Genomic DNA, 22,763 nt, shown 5'->3' on the forward strand with positions numbered 1-22,763 from the left:
CCAAGAATTACCTGTAACTTATGAGCGTATTTGCCGCAATTGCCAATATCTACATCCTGATGACGCTGACTGCAACGGCAGTATTGCTCCACTCTTTCAGGCACTCATTTGACGACTCGGCTCGTTATTTCCTGTTTGCAGAAGTGCTGATGACATTGACAGCAGCTTTTGTCAGCTTTACGAGTTTTTATCCGAGTGCCATTACACCCATTACCAACGGTGTACATAATTTCTTCGCTATTTCAGCCGAAGCCATGGTGCTTTTGAGCATCGCTTCACTATCAAAAAAAGTCAGTCTCAAGCTTCTTTTGAGCCTCAATGTTTTATTTGGAATTTGCTGTATTATTCTGGAAGTAATGCGATTGCGTTATGGTTTTTTATTGACTAATTCTTTGTATTTTATTATTTATATTGCAATTTCGATTTTTATTGTCTTTCTTTGCTTTAAACAGTCTGATGCAGATCTAAGGGTAAATAAATTTTTAAGCTGGATTGGAGTATTTGAATGTGGTGTTGTTTTGTTTTACTCGGTCCGTCTTGTGGCCAGTTTTAGTGGCATTTCAATTCACTACAGAGAACCTACATTAGTGAGCATCGGCCTCTTTTCTTTTCTCATTACTTGCAATGTTTTCCGCTATGTTTCTTACATTGGTCTCAGAATCACCTGGGTTGACCGCAGTGCAGTGCGCAGCAATTTGCTCAACGAGCGTCTGGCCAAATCCTTGGAGGAGAAAGACCGGCTTCTGGCTGGTTTGATGAGCTCGAACCGCATGATCGGGATCAGCGCGTTGGCTAGCGCGCTTGCTCACCAGCTGAGCCAACCCTTGACAGCGATCTCACTGCAGGCAAGCACACTCAAGCGAGACTTGTCGCCGATTAGCGAAAAGGACAGTGCGGTTTCAGAATCTTTAGAAGATATTTCTCTGCAATCTGACTATCTTTCCCGCTTGGTGGGTAACTTAAGACAATTGTTCAATTCGCAGAGTTTCAAATACCAGACTGTCGATCTGAGGCTGGTGATTGAACAGATTGCTGAAATAATTCGTCCGACGCTTGAATCAAAAGAAATTACCCTTGAAATCCATTTCAGGAATGATCCGATAGTAATCGGAGATAGACTTCAGATACAGCAGGTATTGATTAATCTTTTGAATAATGCAGCCGATGCCATTGTGCAAGATTCACCCGCTAAGCGTATTGTATCGGTTACGGTATTTGAAGCGGGTGATTATGGTATTTTTGGGGTGGAAGACAGTGCTTCAGGTATTGCTGAAGAAAATTTCCCCCAACTTTTTGAAATCTATCAGACTACAAAAGAGAATGGGCTGGGTGTTGGTTTATGGTTGTGCAAAACCATCATAGACGGACATAAGGGAGAAATCACTGCTAAAAATATCACTGGGTCCGGTGCTTATTTTGAAGTGAAATTACCCCTTCAATTCAATGCAAGTACCGGAGCGAGAAGATGAAACGTATCCTCGTTGTTGAAGACCAAGCAAGCGTTAGGAAAGCGCTGGCGGGCTGGTTTGCCGACGAGTATGAGGTGGTCCAATTCGAGTCGGCTCAAGATTTTTTGCAGTCACTGGATGACTTTGACTATGAAGATGGCATCCCGACTGCGATGCTGTTGGACTTTCAGATGCCTGGCATGACCGGGGTGGCGCTTCAGACCGCCTTGCGGCAATTGAATGTGGCGTTTCCGATTATTTTTATGAGCGGCAATGCAGAGAAAGAAGATGTGATCGAGGCATGGCGCGGCGGGGCCGTTGACTTCATCTTGAAGCCGTTTTCGGGGCCGCAGATCTCTGCCGTGATCAGTGCACTGTTTGAAAAGATGGAAGAGCCATCGATCTCGACGCAGGTTCAGCCCACCACGCGAGACACCGTCGACTTGCCCATCACCCCCAGGGAAGCAGATGTGCTTTTGCTTCTTGGAGAAGGCCACAGGCAAGGCGAGGTGGCTGACCTACTTGGCATTGGGCTGAGAACCGTGAAGATGTACCGAGGCTACCTGAAGGACAAGCTGGGTCTCAACACGCTGGTACAGCTCAGTCGGTTTTATGATCAAAACCGGGACGAGATAAAGAAGCGGGCGAGTGATGTTTCTGGTCGCAAAAGACCTCTGCTGCCCAGGTCGTAAGCTCAACCGACTCCGCGTTCATCGACGCTGTGCCAGTCCATTATTCGGTGAATTCAATCCGCACGCCAGCCTTGAGCACATCAAGGTTTGAGGGGCTCGTCTCCCTGGATCTGCTGCCACAGCGCCCATTCATCCGGCGTGAGTCGTTTTTTCTCTCGGGCCACCGATTCAAACTTGGCTGCATCGGTCATGACACCCAACTGCCGAATTTGAGAGATCAGGACTTTGTAGTGTTCAACGGCGTGCTCTGAGGTGGCTGCGATCTTGTGCAGGGGCAGCACAGAGACGTCTTCCTTCAGCTCCCGTTCCTTGCGCGCCTTGACGATCAGGCGATTGACCTCGTCTTCACTCAGGTGAAGGCGTTTGGCTTCGGCCATGATTTTTTCGTTTTCGGCTTCATCAATCACCCCGTCTGCCAGCATTTCGTACAGTTCGTTTTTCAGCGTTTCCCGCTCAATCCGCAGTTGGTCGGTGAAGGCCGATGACAACAAGGCCGCAGGGATGGCAAAGATGCCGATGCCCAGCAAAGCCAAAATGATGGTCATCACGCGCCCCATGGGCGTGATGGGAGAAATGTCGCCATAACCGACAGACGCCAGGGTGATCACGGCCCAATAAATCGATTGGGGAATGTTTTCAAACTTGTCGGGTTGGGCTTCGTGTTCGAACAGATAGCCCAAGCTGGCCGTCATGATCACCAGCAGTAGCATGATGAACGCCGATGCCGCCAAAACAGGCCATTCGCGCGATATCACGCGCGTGAGTGTGGTGGTGGCACCGGTGTAACGGGTGAGTTTGAGCAGCCGCAGCAAGCGGAAAACCCGAAGGAACCGCAAATCCAGCAAGTGGTGCAGAAAGACTTCGAGGAAGAAAGGCAGGATGGCCAGAAAATCGATGATGGAGCTGGTGGTTTTGGCTTGTTTCAAGCGCCCACTCAATGCCTTTTGCATGCCCGGGTTTTCTACGCAACTGTACAGACGCAAGCAGTATTCCAGCGTGAAGATGCCGACGGCGATGGCATCCAGAATGATGAATTCCAGGTTCAGCAAATACTGGATGCTGTGCACGGACTCGAAAATCACGGCGATCACGGAGACGATCACCCAAATGACAATGAAGTTGTCAAAAATAAGATGCAGCTTCCCCCCGAACTCGCTTGGAAACACCAGGGCATGGACTTTCTGTCTGAAAGTTCGGCCTCGATTGATTGCCATGAATTCGTGGTACGCCGGGATCAAAACCCGAAAGAGTTTGAGAATTCGCAGCAAACGCATCAGTCGCAGCGCGCGCAAATCCAACGGGATGAAGGCTTGCAAATAAAACGGCACAACGGCGATGAGGTCAATCAAGGCAAAAGGACTGCGCACATAGCGCAGCCGTGGGCTTGATGACGTTTGAAATTCGGCATCTTCGGGCGCCAGGTAAAGCCGGAGCAGATATTCAACGGTGAAAATGGTCACCGAAAACACATCAAATGCGTGAAACCAGGTGGCATAGGGTGTGTAAATGGCCGGGATGTGTTCACTCACCAAGGCGGCCAGATTGGCCAGGATCAGTACGCTGATCCAGCGGTCAATCATCTTGTGGTGATTGTCTTTTTGGTGTGGGCACAGCAGCCACAAAAAAAGCCGTCTGCGAATGGTCAAATCAGGCGAAGTCAGATCGATCGAGCCATCGGGCGTGAAATTGAACTGTTTGGGGGTGTCCATGCGCAATGCCCTCAAAATTCCAGCTCACCGATGCGAATCGGGTTGGAGCCGTTGTCGCAGACCGATATTCTGATTTGTATTTTTTCGCCAATACCGTCGCTGTCCAGCAGTGCCGTCATGAGGGTGGGAATGGCAGAGCCTGGTGGGGTTGGGGTGATTTTTTCAAACACCAAGGAGCCCGCCAGCTGTCGGTTTTGCGAGTCGCATTTGGTGATGCGTTGCACTGACGCACCAGAAAATGGATTGCGCTGTGGGCCGAGTGGGCCTTCAGGCGCTGTAAGGCTTTGATAGCAGTTCACCCAGGGCCGTGGTGTTGTGGACAACTGAGCGGCGCAGGCCTCGGGTTGAAAACCGGGCTCATCGCGATGGGCGGCGGCCTCGCTCAACCATTGAAGCCAGGCTTCCCCGTTGCGTTTGCTGGTTTCTTCCAGCTGGCCTTTTTGGTAGGACAGATAGCCGACCCACGTCACGATGCACACCATACCCAACATGAACAGCAGAAAAAACTTGTCTGTGCGCCGCAGTGGCGGCTCGACCGAGTGGACGTTGCCTGATTCTGTATCCATGGTCATTTCTAAAAAGCGCTGAACCGCAAAGTGAGGCCAAGGATCTGGCCTGTTGATGTCGATTTTGGCAATTTACATGTATTTTGTCTACTTTATTTTTGATTTTTGTCTTTATTGATATTTTGGTGAAGTGTTTTTTGCGTGGATCGCGAACCGGAAAGCCGTGCTTCATGGCCCGGTGTTGAACTCGTTTTAAAGTTTTCCGGCGTCATCCCAGAGCTTGTTCATGGCCGGGATGTGTCCCGAATGGGTATGGATTGCGCGCGCATGCCGGATGGCATCCACCGTCGCCAGCGCCGTGGCCTCGGCCGCCATCAGGGTCAGCAGCATCAGGTCCGCCGGGCTTGTTTCAGTGCCAGTGGCCATGGCAAACAAGGTGTCGCCGTCCAGCGTGGTGTGTGCAGGGCGGATGCTGCGGGCCAAACCATCGTGTGCGCTCATGGCCAGGCGTTTGGCTTGCGCTTTGGTCAGGGTGGCGTTGGTGGCGACCACACCGATGGTGGTGTTGGTGCCCGGCAGCGGGCGGTTACCGCGTTCACCATTCAGAAATGCGAGTTGGGTGTCGAGCAGGTTCTGGCCATCGGCCGTGCGGGCACCCGCCAGCACCTGTCCGGTGGCCGGATCGATGACATCCCCGACGGCGTTGCATGCGACCAAGGCACCCACCACCCACGGACCCACCCGCACGCTGGCGTTGCCGATGCCGCCTTTCATGCAACGGTCCAGGCCAAACAGTTTGCCCACACAGGCACCAGCGCCCGCACCCACGTTGCCCGCATCGGGCGTTTTGCGGCTGGCCGCTTCGCAGGCGGCATAACCGGCATCGGGCCCGGGGCGGGCCTTGGGGTCTTCGCCTGGCCTGACCACGGGCAGGTCAAACAACACGGCGGCAGGCACGATGGGCACCCGGCCGTAACCGGTCTCAAAGCCGATGCCATGTTCATCCAGCCAGCGCACCACGCCGCTTGCGGCATCCAGACCGAAGGCGCTGCCCCCACTCAGCAACACGGCATGCACTTTGTCCACCAGGTTGGCGGGGTCCAGCAAATCGGTCTCGCGGGTGCCGGGGGCGGCACCCCGCACATCCACTGCACCGACTGCGCCGTCGGGTGCCAGCACCACCGAGCAACCGGTCAGGCGTTGGCTGAGCGTGAAGTGACCGACTTGCAAACCCGGCACATCCACGATCGAGCCTTGTTCGCTGTTTACAATCATTTGCGATGCCATTGAAAACCCTCTTCATCGTTGCTCACAGACTCAAGGATAGCGTGTGCCCCTGTTTGTCCTGAGAAGGCTGCTGAGCTTTGTGTTGACCCTGCTGGCCACATCGGTCGTGGTGTTTGCTGTGCTTGAGTTGCTGCCAGGCAACGCGGCACAGGTCATTTTGGGGGAGACGGCTACGGCCGAGTCCATTGCCGCGATGGAAGACAAACTGGGCCTGAACCAGCCTGCCGCCGCCCGTTATCTGCAATGGTTGGGTGGCATGCTCAATGGGCAGTCGGGCATGAGCATTTCTTACGACACCCCCACAGCCCAATTGATGGCCGAGCGCATGCAAGTGACACTGCCGCTGGCGGTCATGGCCATGGGGCTGACGGTGGCGCTGGCGCTGGCGCTGGGCATTTATGCGGCGTCGCAACAAAACAAGGCGGGTGATGTGGGCGTCATGACGCTCAGTCAGTTGGGCCTGGCGCTGCCCAATTTCTGGCTGGCCATCTTGCTGATTTTGTTGTTTGCCGTGCACCTGGAATGGGTCAGCGCGGGCGGGTTCCCGGGTTGGTCGCCAGAAGATGGAGTTGGCATCGGGGAGGGCATCAAGGCCTTGCTGCTGCCCGCCATGGCACTGGCCGCGGTGCAAACGGCCATTTTGACGCGGGTGACCCGCTCCGCCGTGCTCGACACCTTGTGCGAAGATTTTGTGCGCACCGCACGGGCCAAAGGACTGTCGCGCCGTCAGGTGCTGTGGCGGCATGTGCTGCGCAACGCGATGATCCCGGTGCTCACCGTGATGGGCCTGCAGTTTGGCAACCTGATCACCAGCGCCATCGTGATCGAGAACGTGTTTGTGCTGCCGGGCATCGGGCGGTTGATTTTTCAGGCCATTGCCAACCGCGATTTGGTGGTGGTGCGTGATGTGGTCATGTTGCTGGCGGCCTTGGTGATCCTGATCAACTTCTTGATTGACGTGTTGTACGCCTGGATTGATCCCCGTTTGAAGGTCGGTCATGCAGGATAAAAACCACGCTTGGCGCCGTGCGCTGCGGCACCCCAGTTTTGTGGCGGGTGGGGCCATGGTGTTGCTGCTGGTGCTCTGCGCGGTTCTTTCCCTGTTTTGGTCACCTTACCCTGTCGCCGACATTGACATCCCCAATAAGCTGGCCTCTCCAAGCGCTGCGCACTGGATGGGCACTGACAGCCTGGGGCGTGACATCGGGTCATTGTTGTTGGTGGGCAGTCAAAACTCTTTGCTGGTGGGCTTCATTGCCGTGGGCATTGGCTTGGGGGTGGGCGTGCCTTTGGGCTTGCTGGCATCGGCCCGACGGGGCTGGGTCGAAGAAGTCATCATGCGGGCCTCGGATTTCACCTTTGCTTTTCCGGCTTTGCTGTCGGCCATCATGCTGACCGCCATATATGGCCCAGGTCTGGTGGTCAGCATTGCCGCCATTGGCATCTTCAACATCCCGGTGTTTGCGCGCATCACGCGGGGTGCTGCCAACGCCGTGTGGTCACGCGACTTCACGGCCGCAGCGCGGGCTGCGGGCAAAGGCCCGGTGAGCATCACCGTGGCGCATGTGCTGCCCAACATCGCGAGCGTGTTGATCGTGCAGGCGACGATCCAGTTTGCCATTGCCATCCTAGCCGAGGCGGCTTTGTCTTATTTGGGGCTGGGCACACAACCGCCGCAACCCAGCTGGGGGCGCATGCTCAATGAGGCGCAATCCCAAATGTTTCAAGCGCCTTTGTTGGCGGTGTATCCGGGGGCTGCGATTGCACTGGCGGTGCTGGGCCTGAACCTGTTGGGCGATGGCCTGCGCGATGTGTTGGACCCGCGTTTGGCGCGGCAACGGTGAACCCGCATGGCTGAGATATCCACCACGACCCCCTTGCTGCAAGTGAATGATTTGCGGGTCAGTTTGCCTACGGCCCGTGGTTGGGCGCAGGCCCTGCGCGGTGTGTCTTTGCGCATGGAGCGCGGCCAGACTGTCGGTTTGATCGGTGAAAGCGGTTGCGGCAAATCGCTCACGGCTTTGGCCTTGATGGGCTTGTTGCCCGAACGTGCACAGGTCAGTGGTTCGATGGTGTTGCAAGGCCAGGAATTGGTGGGCATGCCCGAGCACCAACTTTGCCAGTTGCGCGGGGCCCGCATAGCCATGATTTTTCAGGAGCCGATGACGGCACTCAACCCGCTGCACCCGATCTGGAGGCAAATTGCAGAACCTTTGCGTTTGCACCAGCACATGGGCGTGACCCAAGCCAAAGCGCGCGCACTTGAGCTGCTGGAGCGGGTGCAGTTGCCCAGGGCGAAAGAGCGGCTGGACGCTTACCCGCACCAGCTGTCGGGCGGTCAGCGTCAACGCGTCATGATCTCGATCGCACTTGCCTGCAGCCCCGACTTGCTGATTGCCGATGAACCCACCACCGCGCTCGATGTGACGGTACAAAAAGAGGTGCTGGCCTTGATCAAGCAACTGGTCAACGAAGACGGCATGGGCCTGCTGTTGATCAGCCACGACCTGGGCCTGATGCAAGACCAGGTGGACCGCGTGATGGTGATGTATGGCGGCTCGGTGGTCGAAAGCGCGGCCACGCCCGAATTGTTTGCGCACCGTGCACACCCTTACACGCGGGGGCTGTTTGCGGCCCGGCCGCGCTTGGGTTTGGCCCGGGGCACCCGCTTGACCACCATTCCAGGCAGCGTGCCCGAGCTGATGGATTTGCCTGTTGGCTGTGCGTTTGCCGACCGCTGCACTTGGGCGGCAGACGAATGCCGCCGCACCCCGCCTCAGCCCGAAAACAGCGCATTGCAAAACCCCTTGGGTGAACCCCATACCGTGAGCTGCCCGCGCTGGAGGCTGTCTTGATGAAGCCTCAGTCATCCATCACACCACCCTTGCTGGAAGTGCGGCAATTGGGGCGGCGTTTTGCCATGCCGCGTTCGGCCCTGTGGGGGCCTGCTGGCAGCTTGCAGGCCTTGACCGACGTGAGCTTCAGCCTGCAGGCAGGCAAGAGCTTGGGCATTGTGGGCGAGTCGGGTTCCGGCAAATCCACCTTGGCCCGGCTGGTGATGGCGCTGGACCAACCCACCGAGGGCCATGTGCTGTTCAATGGTGTGGATGTGCACCGGGCCGGCACGTCGCAGCTGCGCCAATTGCGCAGTGGGTTTCAGATGGTGTTTCAAGACCCTTATGGCTCGCTCGATCCGCGGCAAAAAGTGCTGAGCATCGTGACCGAGCCGATCCAGACTTTGGCCAAACCGTCGGATGGCCGCTCAGAGCTTCGCGACCGTGCAGCCCAAGCACTGAATGAGGTCGGCCTCAGAACCGCCGATCTGGACAAATACCCGCACGAATTCTCTGGTGGACAGCGCCAACGCATCGCCATTGCGCGTGCTTTGATCACCCGTCCGGCCCTGATCGTGGCCGATGAGCCCGTGAGCGCTTTGGACGTGTCTGTGCAGGCGCAGGTGCTCAATTTGATGATGGACCTGCAAGACCGGTATGGCCTGAGTTATTTGCTGGTCAGCCATGATCTTGCTGTCGTCAACCTCATGTGCGACGATGTACTGGTTTTGCAATCGGGCCAGGTGGTTGAACAAGGCCCTGCGTCACAAATTTTTCAGCATGCAGAGCATCCGTATACCCGGAAGCTCATTTCATCCGTACCCGGCGCACGGGACGCACTTTTGGAGCAGGAGAAGACATGAACATTCAATTTCCCATGACCCGCCGCACTGCGGGCTTGTGTTCGGCGGCGCTGCTGGCGGTCAGCCTGGCCTGCGCACCTGTGCAGGCGCAGGCCCAATCGCGCAAGGACACCGTGACGCTGGGCATGATTTTGGAGCCCACCAGCCTGGACCCGACCATGGCCCCGGCTGCGGCCATTGGCGAAGTGGTGCACTACAACATCCTGGAGGGCCTGACCAAAATCAACGTGGATGGCTCCGTCACCCCCCTGCTGGCCGAGAGCTGGAAAATGGACGCCGATGGCAAGGCCTACACCTTCAAACTGCGCAAGGGCGTGAAGTTCCAGGACGGCGCAGCGTTTGATTCGGCGGCTGTGAAGTTCAGCTTTGAGCGCGCCAAAGACGCCAAGAGCACCAACAAGGCCAAAGGTGCGGTGTTCAACAACATCAGCCACATCTCCACACCCGATGCGCACACTGTGGTGCTGGTGCTGAACAACCCGGATGGCAACTTTTTGTTCCGCATGGGCGAGAACACCGCCGTGATCTTGCACCCCGACAGCGCGGCCAACGCGGCCACCAAGCCGATCGGCACCGGCCCTTACAAGCTCGACAGCTGGGCCAAAGGCACTGCGGTGACCTTGTCCAAATGGGATGGTTTTCGCGATGCCAGTGCCATCAAGGTGAAAAAAGTCACCTTCCGTTTCATCAACGACTCGGCAGCCCAGGTGGCCGCCTTGTTGGCGGGTGATATCGACGGCATGCCCCGATTCCAGTCGCCGCAAAGCCTCAAGCAGTTCCAGTCAGACAAGCGTTTTGTGGTCGAGTTGGGCAGCACAGCCGGTAAGGGCATCATGACCATCAACAACCGGAAAAAACCGTTTGACGATGTGCGCGTGCGCCGAGCCTTGTCGCATGCGGTGGACAAAAAAGCGTTCATCGATGGCGTTTTTGAAGGCATGGCCAAACCGATCGGCAGTCACATGGCGCCCACCGATGCGGGTTATGTGGAGTTGAGCGGCACCTATGCCTACGATCCTGAAAAGGCCAAAGCCCTGCTCAAGGAAGCCGGGGTGCAGACGCCATTGAATGTCACGCTGACCTTGCCACCACCGCCTTACGCCCGCAAAGGCGGCGAGATTCTCGCGGCTCAACTGGCCAAGGTGGGCGTCATCGCCAAAATTGAAAACGTGGAATGGGCCCAATGGTTGGGTGGCGCCTTCAAAGGCAACTTTGACCTGACAGTCATCAACCATGTGGAGCCGCTCGACTACATGGCTTATGCCAATCCGCAGTATTACTGGGGTTACGACAGCAAAGCATTCCGTGATCTGGCGGCCAAGCACTCGGCGGCCACCACAGCCAAAGAGCGCACACAGCTGTTTGGCGACATGCAGCGCCTGATCGCTAAAGACGCCGTGAACGTGTTCCTGTTCAATGCGTCCAATACAGCGGTCTACCGCAAAGGCCTGAAAGGCCTGTGGTCCAGCTCGCCTGTTTTTGCCAATGACATGTCGGCCGTTTCCTGGCAATAAATTGCAGGCAGGCCCAAATGGGCCTAAAAAGCTTGCTATAATTCGATGCATGATGCGGCTGTAGCTCAGCTGGATAGAGTACTTGGCTACGAACCAAGGGGTCGTGGGTTCGATTCCTGCCAGCCGCACCAAAAATTAGAAAGCCCACAACGAAAGTTGTGGGCTTTTTCTATTTCTGGCCGTCAAAACACGTCGGTCTTTGGCTGGCTTCAAGCCTTATTCCTTTGAGCATCTTCACATGAGCAAAGCATTCACCAAAGAGTCTGACGGCGACGACGATGAAGACTTGGGATTGCCCGCCTTGCCTTCGGGGGCGCGCAATTACATGACCCCTGCGGGCTATGCCCGATTGCGGGCGGAGCTGTTCACCTTGATCGACGATGAGCGGCCCAAAGTGGTTGAGATCGTCCATTGGGCTGCAAGCAACGGCGATCGCTCAGAAAACGGCGATTACCTCTACGGCAAAAAGCGCTTGCGTGAGATCGATCGGCGCATTCGCTTTTTGACCAAGCGTCTGGAGGTGGCCGAAGTGGTGGACCCTGCCGTGCACCATGGCAGCGATCAGGTTTTCTTTGGCGCGACTGTGACCTATGTCGAAGCCACGGGCATTGAGCGGACCGTGACCATTTTGGGCATTGATGAGGCCGACAGCTTGCAAGGGCAGGTCAGCTGGGTGTCGCCGATCGCGCGCACGCTGCTCAAATCACGCGAAGGCGACGAACTCAAACTGGTCACGCCGGCAGGCGTTCTGGACATTGAGGTCTTGCAGGTCCGTTACCCCGAGCCCGATTGAGGGCGGGTGGGCGCCAAGCTTCAGGCCACCGAGTTGCCTTTGTTGGTTTGGCGTTCTGCCTGGATCACGGCAGGGGTTCGCTTGAGGTGGCGCAGCACCTGCTCCAGGTGCGCGGTGTCCCTCACGGCCACCACGAACTTCAATTCGGCCGTGTCTTGTGGCGACTCTTGTCCCATGTCCACGTGAACAATGTCGGTTTCGGCGCTGGCCAATGCGCCAGCTACCCTGGCCAAGACGCCTTTGCCATTGACCACGGTGACGTTGATGGCGGTTTCAAAATTGCGCGTCAATTCGTCGGACCATTCGACGCCAATGAAACGCTCGCGGTCTTTGTGTTCCAGTTTTCGTGCCGTGGCGCAGTCGCGGGTGTGCACGGCCAGGCCTTCACCACGGCCCAGGTAACCCACGATGTCGTCACCCGGCAGGGGGCGGCAGCAGCGTGAATAGACCACGGAGGCGTTTTCGCTGCCGTCCAGGGTAATGGCACCTTGCGAGATGGATTCGTGTGCTGTGAAGCGTTCACGGGTCATCAGCAAGGCATCGGGTTTTTGGCCCAACTCTGAGAGCAAAGCAGCCAAGCGCTTGGCCACGATGGTGGCGATGCGTTTGCCCAAGCCAATGTCCATCAGCAAATCTTGCTGGTTGCGGTTGCCGGTGAAGCGCAACAGCTTTTCCCACAGCGCCTGGTGTGCATCGTCGTCTGCAGGCAGTTTGTCGATGCCTTCTGCGCGCAGTGATTGGGTGAGGAGTTTTTCGCCCAGCTCGACCGACTCGGTCTGCGCCATGGTTTTGAGGTGGTGGCGAATTTTGGAGCGGGCACGTCCGGTGCGCACAAAACCCAGCCACGCCGGGTTGGGGGCAGACACCGGGGCGGTGATCACTTCGATCACATCGCCATTTTTGAGTTCCGTGCGCAGCGGTACCTGATCGCCATTGATGCGTGCAGCCATCGCGTGGTCACCCACCCGGCTGTGGATGGCGTAGGCAAAGTCCACCACCGTGGCACCGCGCGGCAAGGCCATGATCTGGCTCTTGGGTGTGAACACATAGACCGCATCGGGAAAAAGGTCGACTTTGACGTGGTCCCAGAACTCGGCCGCGTCGCGTGTTTCGGTCTGGATGTCCAAAAGCGACTGCAGCCACTGCGTGCCCAAACGCTCCGACTGGGCGCTGGCCGATTCGTGCTCTTTGTAAAGCCAGTGCGCGGCAACACCCGACTCGGCCACCAGGTGCATCGCCTCGGTGCGCATCTGGAACTCCACGTTCACGCCCGATGGCCCAACCAGCGTAGTGTGCAGCGATTGGTAGCCGTTGACCTTGGCAATGGCGATGTGGTCTTTGAACTTGCCGGGGACGGGCTTGTAAATCTGGTGCAGCCAGCCCAGGGCGGTGTAGCAGTCAATGACCGAAGGCACGATGACCCGGAAACCGTAAATGTCGGTCACCTGGGCAAAGCTCAGGTGTTTTTCATCCATCTTTTTGTAGATGGAGTAAAGCGTTTTTTCACGGCCACTGATGCGCACGTCCATCTTGGCCTGGCTGAAAACAGCCTCGACATCGGCCTGCACTTTTTGGATCAGGTCACGACGGCGGTTGCGCGCGCGGGACACGGCCTTGGTCAGCACGGCGTAGCGCCAGGGCAGCAGGTGCTTGAAGGCCAGGTCTTGCAGTTCGCGGTAAATCTGGTTCAAACCCAGGCGGTGGGCAATCGGGGCGTAAATTTCGAGCGTTTCGGAGGCGATGCGGCCCCACTTGCTGCGCGGCATGTCCGACATGGTCCGCATGTTGTGGGTGCGGTCGGCCAGCTTGATGAGGATGACGCGCACATCGCGGGCCATGGCCAGCAGCATCTTGCGAAACGACTCGGCCTGGTTTTCTTCGCGGGTGTTGAACTCCAGCTTGTCCAGCTTGGTCAGGCCATCCACCAGTTCGGCCACCGGGGAGCCAAAGCGCTCAATCAACTCGATCTTGGTGACGCCGCAGTCTTCCATGGCGTCGTGCAGCAAGGCGGCGGCCAGTGCCTGGGCGTCCAGCTTCCATTCGGTGCACAAACCGGCCACCGCAATGGGGTGGGTGATGTACGGCTCACCACTTTTGCGCATCTGGCCCAAATGGGCTTCGTCGGCAAATTTATAGGCTTTGAGCACCATCTCTGTTTCGGCTTCGCTCAGATAACCGAGTTGCGCCTGCAGCACTGCAAAGCTGGCCGCTGCCGCATTGGCCGCAGCCGGTGCCACCGCCTTGGGGCGGCTGTGACCTGCTTTGGAAGAGGGGGGCGTGGCGGTGCTCATGACATCAATGTAACGCAAGCGCTTGCGGGCTTTTTCGTGGGGCAAAAAAAAGCCCCATCACTGGGGCTTTTGTGACCCGGCAGGTACCGGGTGTTGGCTTGCGGCTCAGGAAACGCGTTTGAGCATTTCGATGCCGACTTTGCCTGCAGCAATTTCGCGCAAGGCGGTCACGCCTGGCTTGTTTTTGCTTTCAATGCGGGGGGTGTGGCCTTGGCTCAGCATGCGGGCACGGTAAGTGGCTGCCAAAACCAGCTGAAAGCGGTTCGGGATCTGTTCCAGGCAATCTTCAACAGTGATGCGGGCCATGATGTTTTCCTTGAGAATTTCTGAGCGTGATTCAAGCAATTTTGAGCGCTTGGAAGGTGTCAGGCCGGGCGCGGCGCTGGACGTGGTACTTGAGCCGCTGGGCGTGAACAACCGATTTCAGGTCAAACAGGGCACGATCAAATACTTCGTTGATTATAACGAAGTCGAATTCCTGGGCCTGTGCCATCTCGACGGCAGCGTTTTGCAGGCGCAGCTCGATGATTTCGGGAGAGTCTTCGCCCCGACGCTCCAGCCGTGAGCGCAATTCTTCCCAGCTGGGGGGCAAGATGAAGATCAGCACCGCGTTGGCGTACATCTTTTTGATCTGCAAGGCGCCCTGGTAATCGATTTCCAGAACCACATCAGCCCCTTGGGCCATGCGGTCTTCGATCATTTTCTTGGAGGTGCCGTAGCGCTGGCCGTGCACATGGGCCCACTCGACAAACGCATCACCCAGCACCATGGCGTCAAATTCCTGAACAGACGCAAAAAAGTACTCGCGCCCGTGCTTTTCCTGTCCGCGCGGGGGGCGGGTGGTGTGTGAGACGGTGGGCTGAACGCGCGAGTCCAGCTCCATCAGGGCCTTGACCAGGCTGGATTTACCGGCCCCGCTGGGGGCGGCCACGACAAAGAGGTTTCCGGGGTAATCCATGCTGAGGTTCTTTATTCGATGTTCTGGACTTGTTCGCGCATTTGCTCGATCAGCACCTTCATGTCCACAGAAATGCGGGTCATCTCCAGCACGGCTGATTTGGAGCCCAGCGTGTTGGCTTCGCGGTGCAGTTCCTGAATCAAAAAGTCCAGGCGCTTGCCGATGTCGCCGCCTTTGGTCAGCAGGCGGGAGATTTCGTCCAGGTGTGAACGCAGGCGCGTCAGTTCTTCGGCCACGTCGATGCGGATGGCAAAGGCCGTGGCCTCGGTCAGGGCGCGGTCTTGCGCGGCTTCGGGCAGGTGGCTGCCATCGGCCAGTGCCATGGCGTCTTTCCAGCGCTCCAGAAAGCGCTGGCGCTGCTGCTCGACCAATTGCGGCACCAAAGGCACAGCCTGTTCGGCCAGGCTCAGCAGCTGGGTGATGTGGCCTTGCAGCATCTCGGTCAGGCGTGCGCCTTCGCGGGCGCGGGCTTCGCGCAGGGCGTCAACCGCTTGGGCGGCCAGCTGCATCCAGGCGGTTTCGTCGGGGGCCGCCTGGCCCGAGCTGCCTGCGGTCATGCGCAGCACATCGGCCACGCTCAAGGCGCGCGCGCCGGGCAACCAGTCCTGAATTTTGTCTTGCAGGGCCGCTATTTTTTGCAGCGCCTGGTGGTTGGGGGTTTGCAGGGCAGCGCCATCGCCTGCATCTTGGCTGGCACGCACTTCGACTTTGCCGCGCTTGATTTGGCGGGTGATCAGCTCGCGCAGGCCGGGTTCGAGCTGGCGCAGCTCTTCTGGCAGGCGAAACGACAGGTCCAGAAAACGGCTGTTGACCGAGCGGATTTCCAGGCCCAATCTTGCTGTGGGGCCTGTGCTGGCAGGGGCCTCGCCGTCGGTGGGCAGCGGGCTGTGCTGCACGCTGGCGTACCCGGTCATACTGTAAACTGGCATCGGTCAAATTCCTTGGGACAGCACAGCCCTTCTTCGGTTGCAAGAAAGAGGCTTGAGCGCTGCAAATGGGTCGCACAAGGTGCGAACACCAAACCGTGGATTATCGCAAACTCTCTGGCCTGCCCTCATTCCCGGCACGCTTCCAACGTACTTTTACACACACCATGAACACCACGACTGCCTCTTATGTCCGATCCGGTCGCGCCGCCGATGCTTTGCGCCCTGTGCGCATCACCCGGGGCTACACCGTGCACGCCGAAGGCTCGGTGCTGATCGAGTTCGGTCAGACCCGTGTGCTGTGCACCGCTTCGGTCGAAGAAAAGGTGCCAGGCCATAAAAAAGGCAGCGGCGAGGGCTGGGTGACCGCCGAATACGGCATGCTGCCCCGCGCCACCCACACCCGGGGCGACCGTGAAGCTGCACGCGGCAAGCAAAGTGGCCGCACCCAAGAAATCCAGCGCCTGATCGGCCGGTCACTGCGTGCCGTGTTTGACCTGAAAAAACTGGGCGAACGCACCATTCACCTGGATTGCGATGTGCTGCAGGCCGATGGCGGCACCCGCACCGCCAGCATCACGGGCGCTTTTGTGGCGGCGCAAGACGCCGTGAACTGGCTGATGGCCACCGGCAAACTGAGCGAATCGCCGATCCTGGACCGCGTGGCGGCCATCTCGGTGGGCCTGAAAAATGGCACGGCTTTGCTGGACCTCGATTACCCCGAAGACTCTGCCTGCGACACCGACATGAACGTGGTCATGACCGGAGCCGGTAATTTTGTGGAAGTGCAGGGCACGGCCGAAGGCGTGGCCTTCACCCGCGTCGAGATGGACCGCATGCTGGCCTTGGCCGAAAAAGGCATTGCGCAACTGGTGCAGCTGCAAAAGCAGGCGCACGACGAGCCCAAAACCCTGACTTTTACAGCTTGAAGCGCCGGCGACCGCGTTCATGAAAATCGTTCTCGCCTCCAACAACGCTGGCAAACTGGCCGAGCTGCAAACCCTGTTTGCCCCTCTGCACATGACGCTGGTGCGCCAGTCCGAGCTCAACATCCCTGAGGCCGAAGAGCCGTTCAAAACCTTTGTTGAAAACGCCTTGGCCAAAGCCCGCCATGCGGCACAGCTGAGCGGCTTGCCCGCCTTGGCCGATGACGCTGGTCTGTGTGTGGACGCGTTTGGCGGCCAGCCCGGTGTGGACACGGCGTACTACGCTACCCGCTTTGGCTACCCCAAGAGCGACGACAACAACGTGACCGCGCTGCTGGAACAAATGGAAGGCATTGCCAACCGCCGCGCCGCCATGGTCAGCACCTTGGTGGCCGTGCGCAGTGCCGATGACCCGGAGCCCTTGATTGCTGTGGGCCGTGTGGTGGGCGAGATCACCCGTGAACGTTTGGGCACCAACGGCTTCGGCTTCGATCCGGTCATGTTTTTGCCCGAGTTTGGCAAGACCTTTGCACAGCTGTCCACCGAGGTGAAAAATGCCAACAGCCACCGGGGCCGCGCTGCACAAGCCATGCTGGCGCTGATGCGCGAGCGTTGGATGGACCACACATCTGCATGAGCCACCCATGAGTCAAATGATGGACCCGGTGCACGCCATGCGCCCAGGCTTGCTGCAACTGAACGCTTTGCCGCCGCTGTCGCTGTATGTGCACCTGCCTTGGTGCATCAAGAAATGCCCGTATTGCGACTTCAATTCGCACGAGTTCCGAGCCGGAGCCGACGCGCCTTCCACGCAAGACGCCTACATCAATGCCTTGTTTGCCGACCTGGAAGCCAGCTTGCCGCTGATCTGGGGCCGCAGCATCCAGACCGTGTTTTTGGGCGGCGGCACCCCCAGTTTGTTTTCACCCGAAGCGATTGACCGTTTGATTTCCGGCATCCGTGCCCGTGTGCGCTTGGCGCCTAATGCCGAAGTGACCATGGAAGCCAACCCCGGCACCTTTGAAAAAGACCGCTTCAAGGCATTCCGCCAGGCGGGCGTCACCCGCTTGTCGATTGGCGTGCAGAGCTTTGACAATGCGCACCTGAAGGCGCTGGGCCGGGTGCACGACCGCGATCAGGCGCTGGCCGCCGTGACCGAAGCGGCGCAGGTGTTTGACACCTTCAACCTGGACCTGATGTACGCCTTGCCGGACCAGACGCTCGAAGGCCTGACGCAAGACATCCAGACCGCGCTGGCTTTTGCGCCGCCGCACATCTCGATCTACCACCTGACGATCGAACCCAACACGGTGTTCGCCAAGTTCCCGCCCACTTTGCCCGAAGACGATCTGGCCTACGAGATGATGGACCGCATCACCGAGCTGACCACATCGGCCGGGCTGGACCGGTACGAAGTGTCGGCCTACGCCAAGCCGGGGCACCAGTGCGCGCACAACCTGAACTATTGGCAGTTTGGGGACTACTTGGGCATTGGTGCTGGGGCGCACAGCAAACTCAGTTTTGCGCACCGCGTGCTGCGGCAGGTGCGCTACCGTGAGCCTGCGCTGTACATGCAGCAAGCCATGAAGGGCGAGCCCGTCACGCAAAGCACCGAAGTGTCACGCCAAGAATTGCCTTTTGAGTTCATGCTGAACGCCTTGCGCCTGAAGGGTGGGTTTGATTTGGCCGACTATGTGGACCGCACTGGCTTGGCCATGACGAGCATTCAGCAGGGCTTGCAAGAGGCTGAGAAGTTGGGCTTGATTGGCCGTGACCTGCACCGGGTCTGGCCGACAGAAAAAGGCTTTGATTTCTTGAGCGATTTGCAAGCCTTGTTTTTGACTGAAGCAGATTGATCTGCCCAGTCATGGACCTTTAAATGCGCTTGATTTTGATGCGTGAGAGCAGCAGTTTGAAGCTGTAGAGCATCAGCAACGCGCCAATGGCGTCGCCAATGAACATAGGCCACACGTCGACCCAAATGTTCACATCGGCGCGTTCCAGCAGCAACCAGACGAGGTGATGTGCCACCGCATTGGCCGCTGCAAAAATCAGGGTGAAGTTGAGCAGGCGCTGCACTGTCATGTCTTGCAGCAGGGGCTGCGTGCGTTTGCCGCGCTCAAGGATTTTCAGAACCCACAAAGGTGTGAATCCTGAAACGACACCATTCACGAGTGCCAGCCCCATGCCGGTGGTGCCCAGAGCGTCCCGATCGAGGAACCAAGTCCCCAACATGATGCCCATGGCACCAGACGTGCCCAAGACCAACACCAGGATGACCCGAAAGCCTGCGGGCAAAAACACCCAATTGACGCCTTCGCGGTACGCCAGGCCCGCAAACAGCCATCCGTTGAGTTGAAAGAAGCTCGCAAACAGAAACGCACTGCCAAGGGTCAGTGCGATCGTTTCAAGAGCTTCTTGAATGGAGAGTCTCATGCAGTCAGGGTTTGATGCGCCGCTTGCATGGACTGCCCCAGATGGCTGAAGTAATCCAAGGTCCGTTGGGTCGGAATCAAGAACTTGGCCCGGCGGTCGCCTTCCAAATTCAAGGTGCTGAGCATGTCTTTTTCACGCAGGCGCGTGATGCGTTTGTGCAATGTAGCGGGTGAGCCCAAATCAGCCAGCGCAATGGCTTCGCGCACGGTCATCGGCTGGTTTTCGTACCAGCGCAAGACCACGGCTTGCAGCAAGGCTTTTTCGTTGGCATCCATCTCCATGCCATTGGGCAGGGCTTGAATGACTCTGGTCAACTGCAAAAAGCGCAGATAAGCCGAGGCGAAAGGACTATTGGTGTTTTCCATAAATTTGATTTTATCGAATTTATGTCAAGAATTAAAAACCTTGGGATCATGAATGGTTAAGCTTCAGGGCAAAGGAAACAAACATGACACATCGATTGGCCATCATCGGTCTTGGCATCATGGGCCGACGCATGCTTGAAAACGCGTTGCAACACCCGGCTTTTGAGGTGTCGGGTGTGTGGGACCCGTCTGCCCAGTCGCTTGCCAAAACGCTTGACACCATGCCCGGTGTGGCCGTTCAAGCCAGCGCCGAAGCGGCCATGGCCGGTGCCGATGTGGTTTATTTGGCGTGTCCGCCAGGACCCCGCAAAACCTATGCCTTGCAGGCGGCAGCGGCCGGGCAAGGTGTGTTCATGGAAAAACCCCTGGGCACCGAGAACGCACAAAGCCGCGATCTGGTCGCCCAGTTGCGTCATGCCCGTTTGCCGGGCGTTGTCAACTTCACCCAAGCGGCATCGCGGGGTTTTGAAGAACTGCACCGGGCCATCCATGCGGGTGAAACAGGCGAGATTTTGGGCATTGACATCGTCGTCAATTACCCCGCCTGGCCCCGCGCCTGGCAAAAAGATGCCGATTGGCTGCGATTGCGCCACGAAGGCGGTTACACCCGGGAGGTGATCTCACACTTCCTGTTTTTGGCGGGTCGCTTTTTGGGACCACTGACTTTGCAACAGGCCCTGCCGCGTTACCCCCAAGACCCCACACTGTGCGAGCTGGACATGCTGGCGCGGCTGACCACAGCAGACGGCAAGCCCGTGACGGTGATGGCCACCACTGGGGGGCAGCAGCCCGATCGGCAAGAAGTCACCGTGCGCGGTAGCCGCATGAACCACCAGTTCAGGGAGTTCTACCAACTGTGGCGTTCAGACGGTGGGCCATGGCAGGAGGCACTCGACTGGACCACCGAAGACCCCCGCACCAGCGCGTTGCAGCGTCAGCTGAGCGAAGTGGATTTGTGGCTGCAAGGCAAGCCCCACAAGCTCGCGACAGCCGAAGAAGCACTGGCGGTGCAGGAGCTGGTGGAGGCGATGTTGGTGGGCAAGGCCTGATTGGGCGAGCCCCATGCAAAACGCCCCTCAAGAGGGGCGTTTTGCATGGGGGGTGTCTGGCGGAAGCGGTGAGATTCGAACTCACGGACCCTTTCGAGTCGCCGGTTTTCAAGACCGGTGCAATCGACCACTCTGCCACGCTTCCTTGGGGCCAGATTGTAACGATTTAAAACCGGGGTTTTGTGGGGGTTCCGGCCAGAAACGGGTCAAGCTTGGCTCAGCATGCCCCTTTTCTCAATAAATGCCACCACTTCGGCCAAGCCATCCAGCGTTTTGAGGTTGGTCATGACCCAGGGGCGGGTCTCGGGGTTGGGGCGCATGCGGTCGGTATCGGCCCGCATCACGTCCAGCGATGCGCCCACATGCGGGGCCAGATCGGTCTTGTTGATGACAAACAGGTCGCTCTTGGTGATGCCGGGGCCGCCTTTGCGTGGGATTTTTTCGCCCGCGGCCACATCGATCACATAAATCGTGAGGTCACTCAGCTCGGGGCTGAAGGTGGCGGCCAGGTTGTCACCGCCGCTCTCAATGAAAACCACATCGGCATTGGGGAACTTCTCCAGCATGCGGTCGATGGCTTCGAGGTTGATGGACGCGTCTTCGCGGATGGCCGTGTGGGGGCAACCGCCCGTTTCCACACCCATGATGCGCTCGGCGGGCAAGGCCCCGCTCACGGTGAGCAGGCGCTGGTCCTCTTTGGTGTAAATGTCGTTGGTGATGGCGATCAGGTCCCAGCGCTTGCGCATGGCTTTGCACAGCATTTCGAGCAGGGTGGTTTTGCCGGAGCCGACCGGCCCACCGATGCCCACGCGCAGGGGCGGCAGTTTTTTGGTGCGGTTCGGGATGTGGTGCAGTGCAAAAGAGGATGTGCTGTTCATGATCGGAAGATTCGGGAGTATTGGGTTTCGTGGCGGGCGGACAGGATGGCCAACATGGGGCTGAAGGCCTGGCGGTCTTCATCGTTCAGGTGCATGGCGGTTTGCACCGCCAGCGGTATTTCTCGGGACAGCCGGGCCAGCATGCGCTGCCCTGCGCTTTGGCCCAGAGGCACGGACTTGAGCGCGGCTTGGGTCATGTTTTCGGCCCAGCCAAAGGCACAGGCTTGCAGGGCTTGGTCGATGGGCGTTTGCGCCAGTGACAAGGCCAGCGCCATGGCCAGGGGGTAGGTGGGCGGTAATTTTGCGCAGCAGGCCAACTGCGTGTCGCTCGCTTGTTGCAGGTTGCGCAGCCAGTCGAGCAGTGAGCGGCCCATTTGTTCGGTTTGCAGGCGCATCTCGGCCGTCTCGCGGGTGGCCATGACCCAGTTGTTCAAGGCTTGCAGGCGGGTCGTGTCCATGCACTGCCAGGCGGGGATGGCTTGCGCCAGCACCGCCATGTCGCCGCGCGACTGCGTCAGGTGCAGCTGGTCGACCACCCAATCGGTGGCGCTGTGTTCGTCGTGCACCAGACCTTGCTCGATGGCGGCTTCGAGGCCTTCGGAGTACGAAAAGCCGCCGATTGGCAGTGCAGGTGATGCGAGCCAGATCAGTTGCAACAAACCCGAAGGCGCGGTGTCAGTGCTCATGCTTGCAACCGGGGCCGTGCACATGGGGCTCGGCCCTTGTGGCCTGCTCATCGTGTGAATGTATGTGGTCGTGGTTGTGAACATGACCGCCATGCGAATGGCCACCGTGGTCACCATAAGCGCCGCTTTCGGGCTCAAAGGGCTCCGACACGGTCACCACCGTCATGTGCATGGCACGCAGCATGTCGGCCAGCACATGGTCGGGCTCGATCTTCAGGTGGTCGGGCTGCAGCTCGATCGGTACATGGCGGTTGCCCAGGTGGTAGGCGGCGCGGGTCAGGTCGAAGGGCGAGCCGTGTTCGGCACACGCGGTGATGCGCAGCACCGCTTGCGGTGCAGCCTCCACGCGAATCAGCGAGCCATCTTCGGCCACCAGCACGTCGCCGCCGCGCACCACGGTGCCGCGTGGCAAAAAGATGCCCAGCTGGCGGCTGTTGCTGTCGGTCGCGTCAAAGCGGCTTTTCTGGCGAACGTCCCAGTCGAGGGTGATGGTGCTGGCGCGTTGGACCAGCACGCGGGCCAGGCCGCGGCCTTGCGGCATGAGTTTGGAGCAGTGAATCAGTGTGGACATTGAAAATGGATGTGAATCTGGCGACGACAGA

The 22,763-nt window shown here is 58.4% G+C and carries 24 protein-coding genes and 2 tRNA genes; 13 read left to right on the top strand and 13 right to left on the bottom strand.

Annotation, left to right across the window (positions count from 1 at the left end; translation table 11 throughout):
* The first annotated feature begins 20 nt into the window (after positions 1-20).
* Entirely contained in the window at positions 21-1,469 is a 1,449-nt protein-coding gene (locus ACZ5VE_RS02825) for a sensor histidine kinase (protein ID WP_464456567.1), read from the top strand.
* Complete coding sequence (locus ACZ5VE_RS02830; RefSeq protein WP_464456568.1) at positions 1,466-2,140, top strand: response regulator transcription factor; 675 nt, start codon at positions 1,466-1,468, stop codon at positions 2,138-2,140. The genes ACZ5VE_RS02825 and ACZ5VE_RS02830 overlap by 4 nt, the downstream gene beginning before the upstream one ends.
* An 80-nt stretch (positions 2,141-2,220) precedes the next feature.
* On the opposite strand, the gene ACZ5VE_RS02835 is transcribed toward ACZ5VE_RS02830, so the two are convergent.
* The 3 genes from ACZ5VE_RS02835 to ACZ5VE_RS02845 all read right to left on the bottom strand — a co-directional run bounded on the left by ACZ5VE_RS02835 (position 2,221) and on the right by ACZ5VE_RS02845 (position 5,630).
* On the bottom strand, positions 2,221-3,849 hold the full coding sequence (locus tag ACZ5VE_RS02835) for a potassium channel family protein (protein WP_464456569.1): 1,629 nt from the start codon (positions 3,847-3,849) through the stop codon (positions 2,221-2,223).
* An 11-nt stretch (positions 3,850-3,860) separates the two neighbouring features.
* The gene (locus tag ACZ5VE_RS02840; protein ID WP_464456570.1) at positions 3,861-4,415 is read right to left on the bottom strand and encodes a hypothetical protein; all 555 of its coding nucleotides are present in this window, start codon (positions 4,413-4,415) and stop codon (positions 3,861-3,863) included.
* Positions 4,416-4,607: 192 nt separating this feature from the next.
* On the bottom strand, positions 4,608-5,630 hold the full coding sequence (locus tag ACZ5VE_RS02845; RefSeq protein WP_464456571.1) for a P1 family peptidase: 1,023 nt from the start codon (positions 5,628-5,630) through the stop codon (positions 4,608-4,610).
* Between the two features lie 55 nt (positions 5,631-5,685).
* On the opposite strand from ACZ5VE_RS02845, the gene ACZ5VE_RS02850 reads away from it, so the two are divergent.
* The 7 genes from ACZ5VE_RS02850 (at position 5,686) to greB (ending at position 11,646) form a co-directional block, all read left to right on the top strand.
* Positions 5,686-6,651, top strand: a complete 966-nt coding sequence (locus tag ACZ5VE_RS02850) for an ABC transporter permease (RefSeq protein ID WP_464456572.1) — start codon at positions 5,686-5,688, stop codon at positions 6,649-6,651.
* Positions 6,641-7,486 carry an ABC transporter permease gene (locus ACZ5VE_RS02855; RefSeq protein WP_464456573.1) on the top strand — a complete coding sequence of 282 codons (846 nt, stop codon included), beginning with the start codon at positions 6,641-6,643 and terminating at the stop codon, positions 7,484-7,486. The genes ACZ5VE_RS02850 and ACZ5VE_RS02855 overlap by 11 nt, the downstream gene beginning before the upstream one ends.
* Positions 7,487-7,492: 6 nt before the next feature.
* Positions 7,493-8,497: an ABC transporter ATP-binding protein gene (locus tag ACZ5VE_RS02860; protein ID WP_464456574.1), complete on the top strand. Its 1,005-nt coding sequence runs from the start codon at positions 7,493-7,495 to the stop codon at positions 8,495-8,497.
* On the top strand, positions 8,497-9,339 hold the full coding sequence (locus ACZ5VE_RS02865; protein ID WP_464456575.1) for an ATP-binding cassette domain-containing protein: 843 nt from the start codon (positions 8,497-8,499) through the stop codon (positions 9,337-9,339). The genes ACZ5VE_RS02860 and ACZ5VE_RS02865 overlap by 1 nt, the downstream gene beginning before the upstream one ends.
* Positions 9,336-10,853, top strand: a complete 1,518-nt coding sequence (locus tag ACZ5VE_RS02870) for an ABC transporter substrate-binding protein (protein ID WP_464456576.1) — start codon at positions 9,336-9,338, stop codon at positions 10,851-10,853. The genes ACZ5VE_RS02865 and ACZ5VE_RS02870 overlap by 4 nt, the downstream gene beginning before the upstream one ends.
* A 54-nt stretch (positions 10,854-10,907) precedes the next feature.
* Positions 10,908-10,984 (top strand) — tRNA-Arg (locus ACZ5VE_RS02875).
* 107 nt (positions 10,985-11,091) lie between these two features.
* On the top strand, positions 11,092-11,646 hold the full coding sequence (gene greB / locus ACZ5VE_RS02880; RefSeq protein WP_464456577.1) for a transcription elongation factor GreB: 555 nt from the start codon (positions 11,092-11,094) through the stop codon (positions 11,644-11,646).
* A gap of 20 nt (positions 11,647-11,666) precedes the next feature.
* Here greB and ACZ5VE_RS02885 read toward each other — a convergent pair whose 3' ends face one another.
* The 4 genes from ACZ5VE_RS02885 to ACZ5VE_RS02900 form a co-directional block, all read right to left on the bottom strand.
* A complete protein-coding gene (locus ACZ5VE_RS02885) occupies positions 11,667-13,937 on the bottom strand; it encodes a RelA/SpoT family protein (RefSeq protein WP_464457422.1) in 2,271 nt (756 codons plus the stop codon).
* A 105-nt stretch (positions 13,938-14,042) separates the two neighbouring features.
* A complete protein-coding gene (gene rpoZ / locus ACZ5VE_RS02890) occupies positions 14,043-14,243 on the bottom strand; it encodes a DNA-directed RNA polymerase subunit omega (protein WP_062402588.1) in 201 nt (66 codons plus the stop codon).
* A 31-nt stretch (positions 14,244-14,274) separates the two neighbouring features.
* A complete protein-coding gene (gmk, locus tag ACZ5VE_RS02895) occupies positions 14,275-14,895 on the bottom strand; it encodes a guanylate kinase (protein ID WP_464456578.1) in 621 nt (206 codons plus the stop codon).
* Between the two features lie 11 nt (positions 14,896-14,906).
* Complete coding sequence (locus tag ACZ5VE_RS02900; protein ID WP_464457423.1) at positions 14,907-15,809, bottom strand: YicC/YloC family endoribonuclease; 903 nt, start codon at positions 15,807-15,809, stop codon at positions 14,907-14,909.
* Between the two features lie 179 nt (positions 15,810-15,988).
* On the opposite strand from ACZ5VE_RS02900, the gene rph reads away from it, so the two are divergent.
* Genes rph through hemW form a run of 3 tightly spaced genes read left to right on the top strand, consistent with a single transcriptional unit; the run spans position 15,989 to position 18,603 of the window.
* Complete coding sequence (rph, locus tag ACZ5VE_RS02905) at positions 15,989-16,750, top strand: ribonuclease PH (RefSeq protein WP_464456579.1); 762 nt, start codon at positions 15,989-15,991, stop codon at positions 16,748-16,750.
* A 19-nt stretch (positions 16,751-16,769) separates the two neighbouring features.
* Positions 16,770-17,384: an RdgB/HAM1 family non-canonical purine NTP pyrophosphatase gene (rdgB, locus tag ACZ5VE_RS02910; RefSeq protein WP_464456580.1), complete on the top strand. Its 615-nt coding sequence runs from the start codon at positions 16,770-16,772 to the stop codon at positions 17,382-17,384.
* A gap of 16 nt (positions 17,385-17,400) precedes the next feature.
* Positions 17,401-18,603: a radical SAM family heme chaperone HemW gene (hemW, locus tag ACZ5VE_RS02915; RefSeq protein WP_464457424.1), complete on the top strand. Its 1,203-nt coding sequence runs from the start codon at positions 17,401-17,403 to the stop codon at positions 18,601-18,603.
* 19 nt (positions 18,604-18,622) lie between these two features.
* Here the strand turns inward: hemW and ACZ5VE_RS02920 are convergent, their stop codons facing one another.
* Both ACZ5VE_RS02920 and ACZ5VE_RS02925 read right to left on the bottom strand, forming a co-directional pair.
* Positions 18,623-19,183: a hypothetical protein gene (locus ACZ5VE_RS02920; protein WP_464456581.1), complete on the bottom strand. Its 561-nt coding sequence runs from the start codon at positions 19,181-19,183 to the stop codon at positions 18,623-18,625.
* Positions 19,180-19,548, bottom strand: coding sequence for a hypothetical protein (locus ACZ5VE_RS02925; RefSeq protein ID WP_464456582.1), 369 nt, complete (start codon positions 19,546-19,548; stop codon positions 19,180-19,182). The genes ACZ5VE_RS02920 and ACZ5VE_RS02925 overlap by 4 nt, the downstream gene beginning before the upstream one ends.
* Before the next feature lie 83 nt (positions 19,549-19,631).
* Between ACZ5VE_RS02925 and ACZ5VE_RS02930 the strand changes: the two genes are divergently transcribed.
* The gene (locus tag ACZ5VE_RS02930) at positions 19,632-20,597 is read left to right on the top strand and encodes a Gfo/Idh/MocA family protein (RefSeq protein WP_464456583.1); all 966 of its coding nucleotides are present in this window, start codon (positions 19,632-19,634) and stop codon (positions 20,595-20,597) included.
* Positions 20,598-20,654: 57 nt separating this feature from the next.
* On the opposite strand, the gene ACZ5VE_RS02935 is transcribed toward ACZ5VE_RS02930, so the two are convergent.
* The 4 genes from ACZ5VE_RS02935 to ureE all read right to left on the bottom strand — a co-directional run bounded on the left by ACZ5VE_RS02935 (position 20,655) and on the right by ureE (position 22,723).
* Positions 20,655-20,742, bottom strand: a tRNA-Ser gene (locus ACZ5VE_RS02935).
* A 61-nt stretch (positions 20,743-20,803) separates the two neighbouring features.
* Positions 20,804-21,475 carry an urease accessory protein UreG gene (gene ureG, locus ACZ5VE_RS02940; RefSeq protein ID WP_464456584.1) on the bottom strand — a complete coding sequence of 224 codons (672 nt, stop codon included), beginning with the start codon at positions 21,473-21,475 and terminating at the stop codon, positions 20,804-20,806.
* Positions 21,472-22,161, bottom strand: a complete 690-nt coding sequence (locus ACZ5VE_RS02945) for an urease accessory protein UreF (RefSeq protein WP_464456585.1) — start codon at positions 22,159-22,161, stop codon at positions 21,472-21,474. The genes ureG and ACZ5VE_RS02945 overlap by 4 nt, the downstream gene beginning before the upstream one ends.
* A complete protein-coding gene (ureE, locus tag ACZ5VE_RS02950) occupies positions 22,151-22,723 on the bottom strand; it encodes an urease accessory protein UreE (protein ID WP_464457425.1) in 573 nt (190 codons plus the stop codon). The genes ACZ5VE_RS02945 and ureE overlap by 11 nt, the downstream gene beginning before the upstream one ends.
* Between the last annotated feature and the right edge of the window lie 40 nt (positions 22,724-22,763).

Source organism: Limnohabitans sp. INBF003 (assembly GCF_055396645.1).

What these genes read in the sequence shown, in the direction of transcription:
- ACZ5VE_RS02930 (WP_464456583.1), top strand. Translation starts at nt 19,632, where the DNA reads ATGACACATCGATTGGCCATCATCGGTCTTGGCATCATGGGCCGACGC.
- rpoZ (WP_062402588.1), bottom strand. Translation starts at nt 14,243, where the DNA reads ATGGCCCGCATCACTGTTGAAGATTGCCTGGAACAGATCCCGAACCGC.
- ACZ5VE_RS02845 (WP_464456571.1), bottom strand. Translation starts at nt 5,630, where the DNA reads ATGATTGTAAACAGCGAACAAGGCTCGATCGTGGATGTGCCGGGTTTG.
- ACZ5VE_RS02825 (WP_464456567.1), top strand. Translation starts at nt 21, where the DNA reads ATGAGCGTATTTGCCGCAATTGCCAATATCTACATCCTGATGACGCTG.
- rph (WP_464456579.1), top strand. Translation starts at nt 15,989, where the DNA reads ATGAACACCACGACTGCCTCTTATGTCCGATCCGGTCGCGCCGCCGAT.
- ACZ5VE_RS02885 (WP_464457422.1), bottom strand. Translation starts at nt 13,937, where the DNA reads ATGAGCACCGCCACGCCCCCCTCTTCCAAAGCAGGTCACAGCCGCCCC.
- gmk (WP_464456578.1), bottom strand. Translation starts at nt 14,895, where the DNA reads ATGGATTACCCCGGAAACCTCTTTGTCGTGGCCGCCCCCAGCGGGGCC.
- ACZ5VE_RS02840 (WP_464456570.1), bottom strand. Translation starts at nt 4,415, where the DNA reads ATGGATACAGAATCAGGCAACGTCCACTCGGTCGAGCCGCCACTGCGG.
- ACZ5VE_RS02870 (WP_464456576.1), top strand. Translation starts at nt 9,336, where the DNA reads ATGAACATTCAATTTCCCATGACCCGCCGCACTGCGGGCTTGTGTTCG.
- hemW (WP_464457424.1), top strand. Translation starts at nt 17,401, where the DNA reads ATGATGGACCCGGTGCACGCCATGCGCCCAGGCTTGCTGCAACTGAAC.
- ACZ5VE_RS02945 (WP_464456585.1), bottom strand. Translation starts at nt 22,161, where the DNA reads ATGAGCACTGACACCGCGCCTTCGGGTTTGTTGCAACTGATCTGGCTC.
- ACZ5VE_RS02855 (WP_464456573.1), top strand. Translation starts at nt 6,641, where the DNA reads ATGCAGGATAAAAACCACGCTTGGCGCCGTGCGCTGCGGCACCCCAGT.
- ACZ5VE_RS02900 (WP_464457423.1), bottom strand. Translation starts at nt 15,809, where the DNA reads ATGACCGGGTACGCCAGCGTGCAGCACAGCCCGCTGCCCACCGACGGC.
- ACZ5VE_RS02920 (WP_464456581.1), bottom strand. Translation starts at nt 19,183, where the DNA reads ATGAGACTCTCCATTCAAGAAGCTCTTGAAACGATCGCACTGACCCTT.
- ACZ5VE_RS02925 (WP_464456582.1), bottom strand. Translation starts at nt 19,548, where the DNA reads ATGGAAAACACCAATAGTCCTTTCGCCTCGGCTTATCTGCGCTTTTTG.
- ureG (WP_464456584.1), bottom strand. Translation starts at nt 21,475, where the DNA reads ATGAACAGCACATCCTCTTTTGCACTGCACCACATCCCGAACCGCACC.
- greB (WP_464456577.1), top strand. Translation starts at nt 11,092, where the DNA reads ATGAGCAAAGCATTCACCAAAGAGTCTGACGGCGACGACGATGAAGAC.
- ACZ5VE_RS02835 (WP_464456569.1), bottom strand. Translation starts at nt 3,849, where the DNA reads ATGGACACCCCCAAACAGTTCAATTTCACGCCCGATGGCTCGATCGAT.
- ACZ5VE_RS02865 (WP_464456575.1), top strand. Translation starts at nt 8,497, where the DNA reads ATGAAGCCTCAGTCATCCATCACACCACCCTTGCTGGAAGTGCGGCAA.
- rdgB (WP_464456580.1), top strand. Translation starts at nt 16,770, where the DNA reads ATGAAAATCGTTCTCGCCTCCAACAACGCTGGCAAACTGGCCGAGCTG.
- ACZ5VE_RS02830 (WP_464456568.1), top strand. Translation starts at nt 1,466, where the DNA reads ATGAAACGTATCCTCGTTGTTGAAGACCAAGCAAGCGTTAGGAAAGCG.
- ACZ5VE_RS02860 (WP_464456574.1), top strand. Translation starts at nt 7,493, where the DNA reads ATGGCTGAGATATCCACCACGACCCCCTTGCTGCAAGTGAATGATTTG.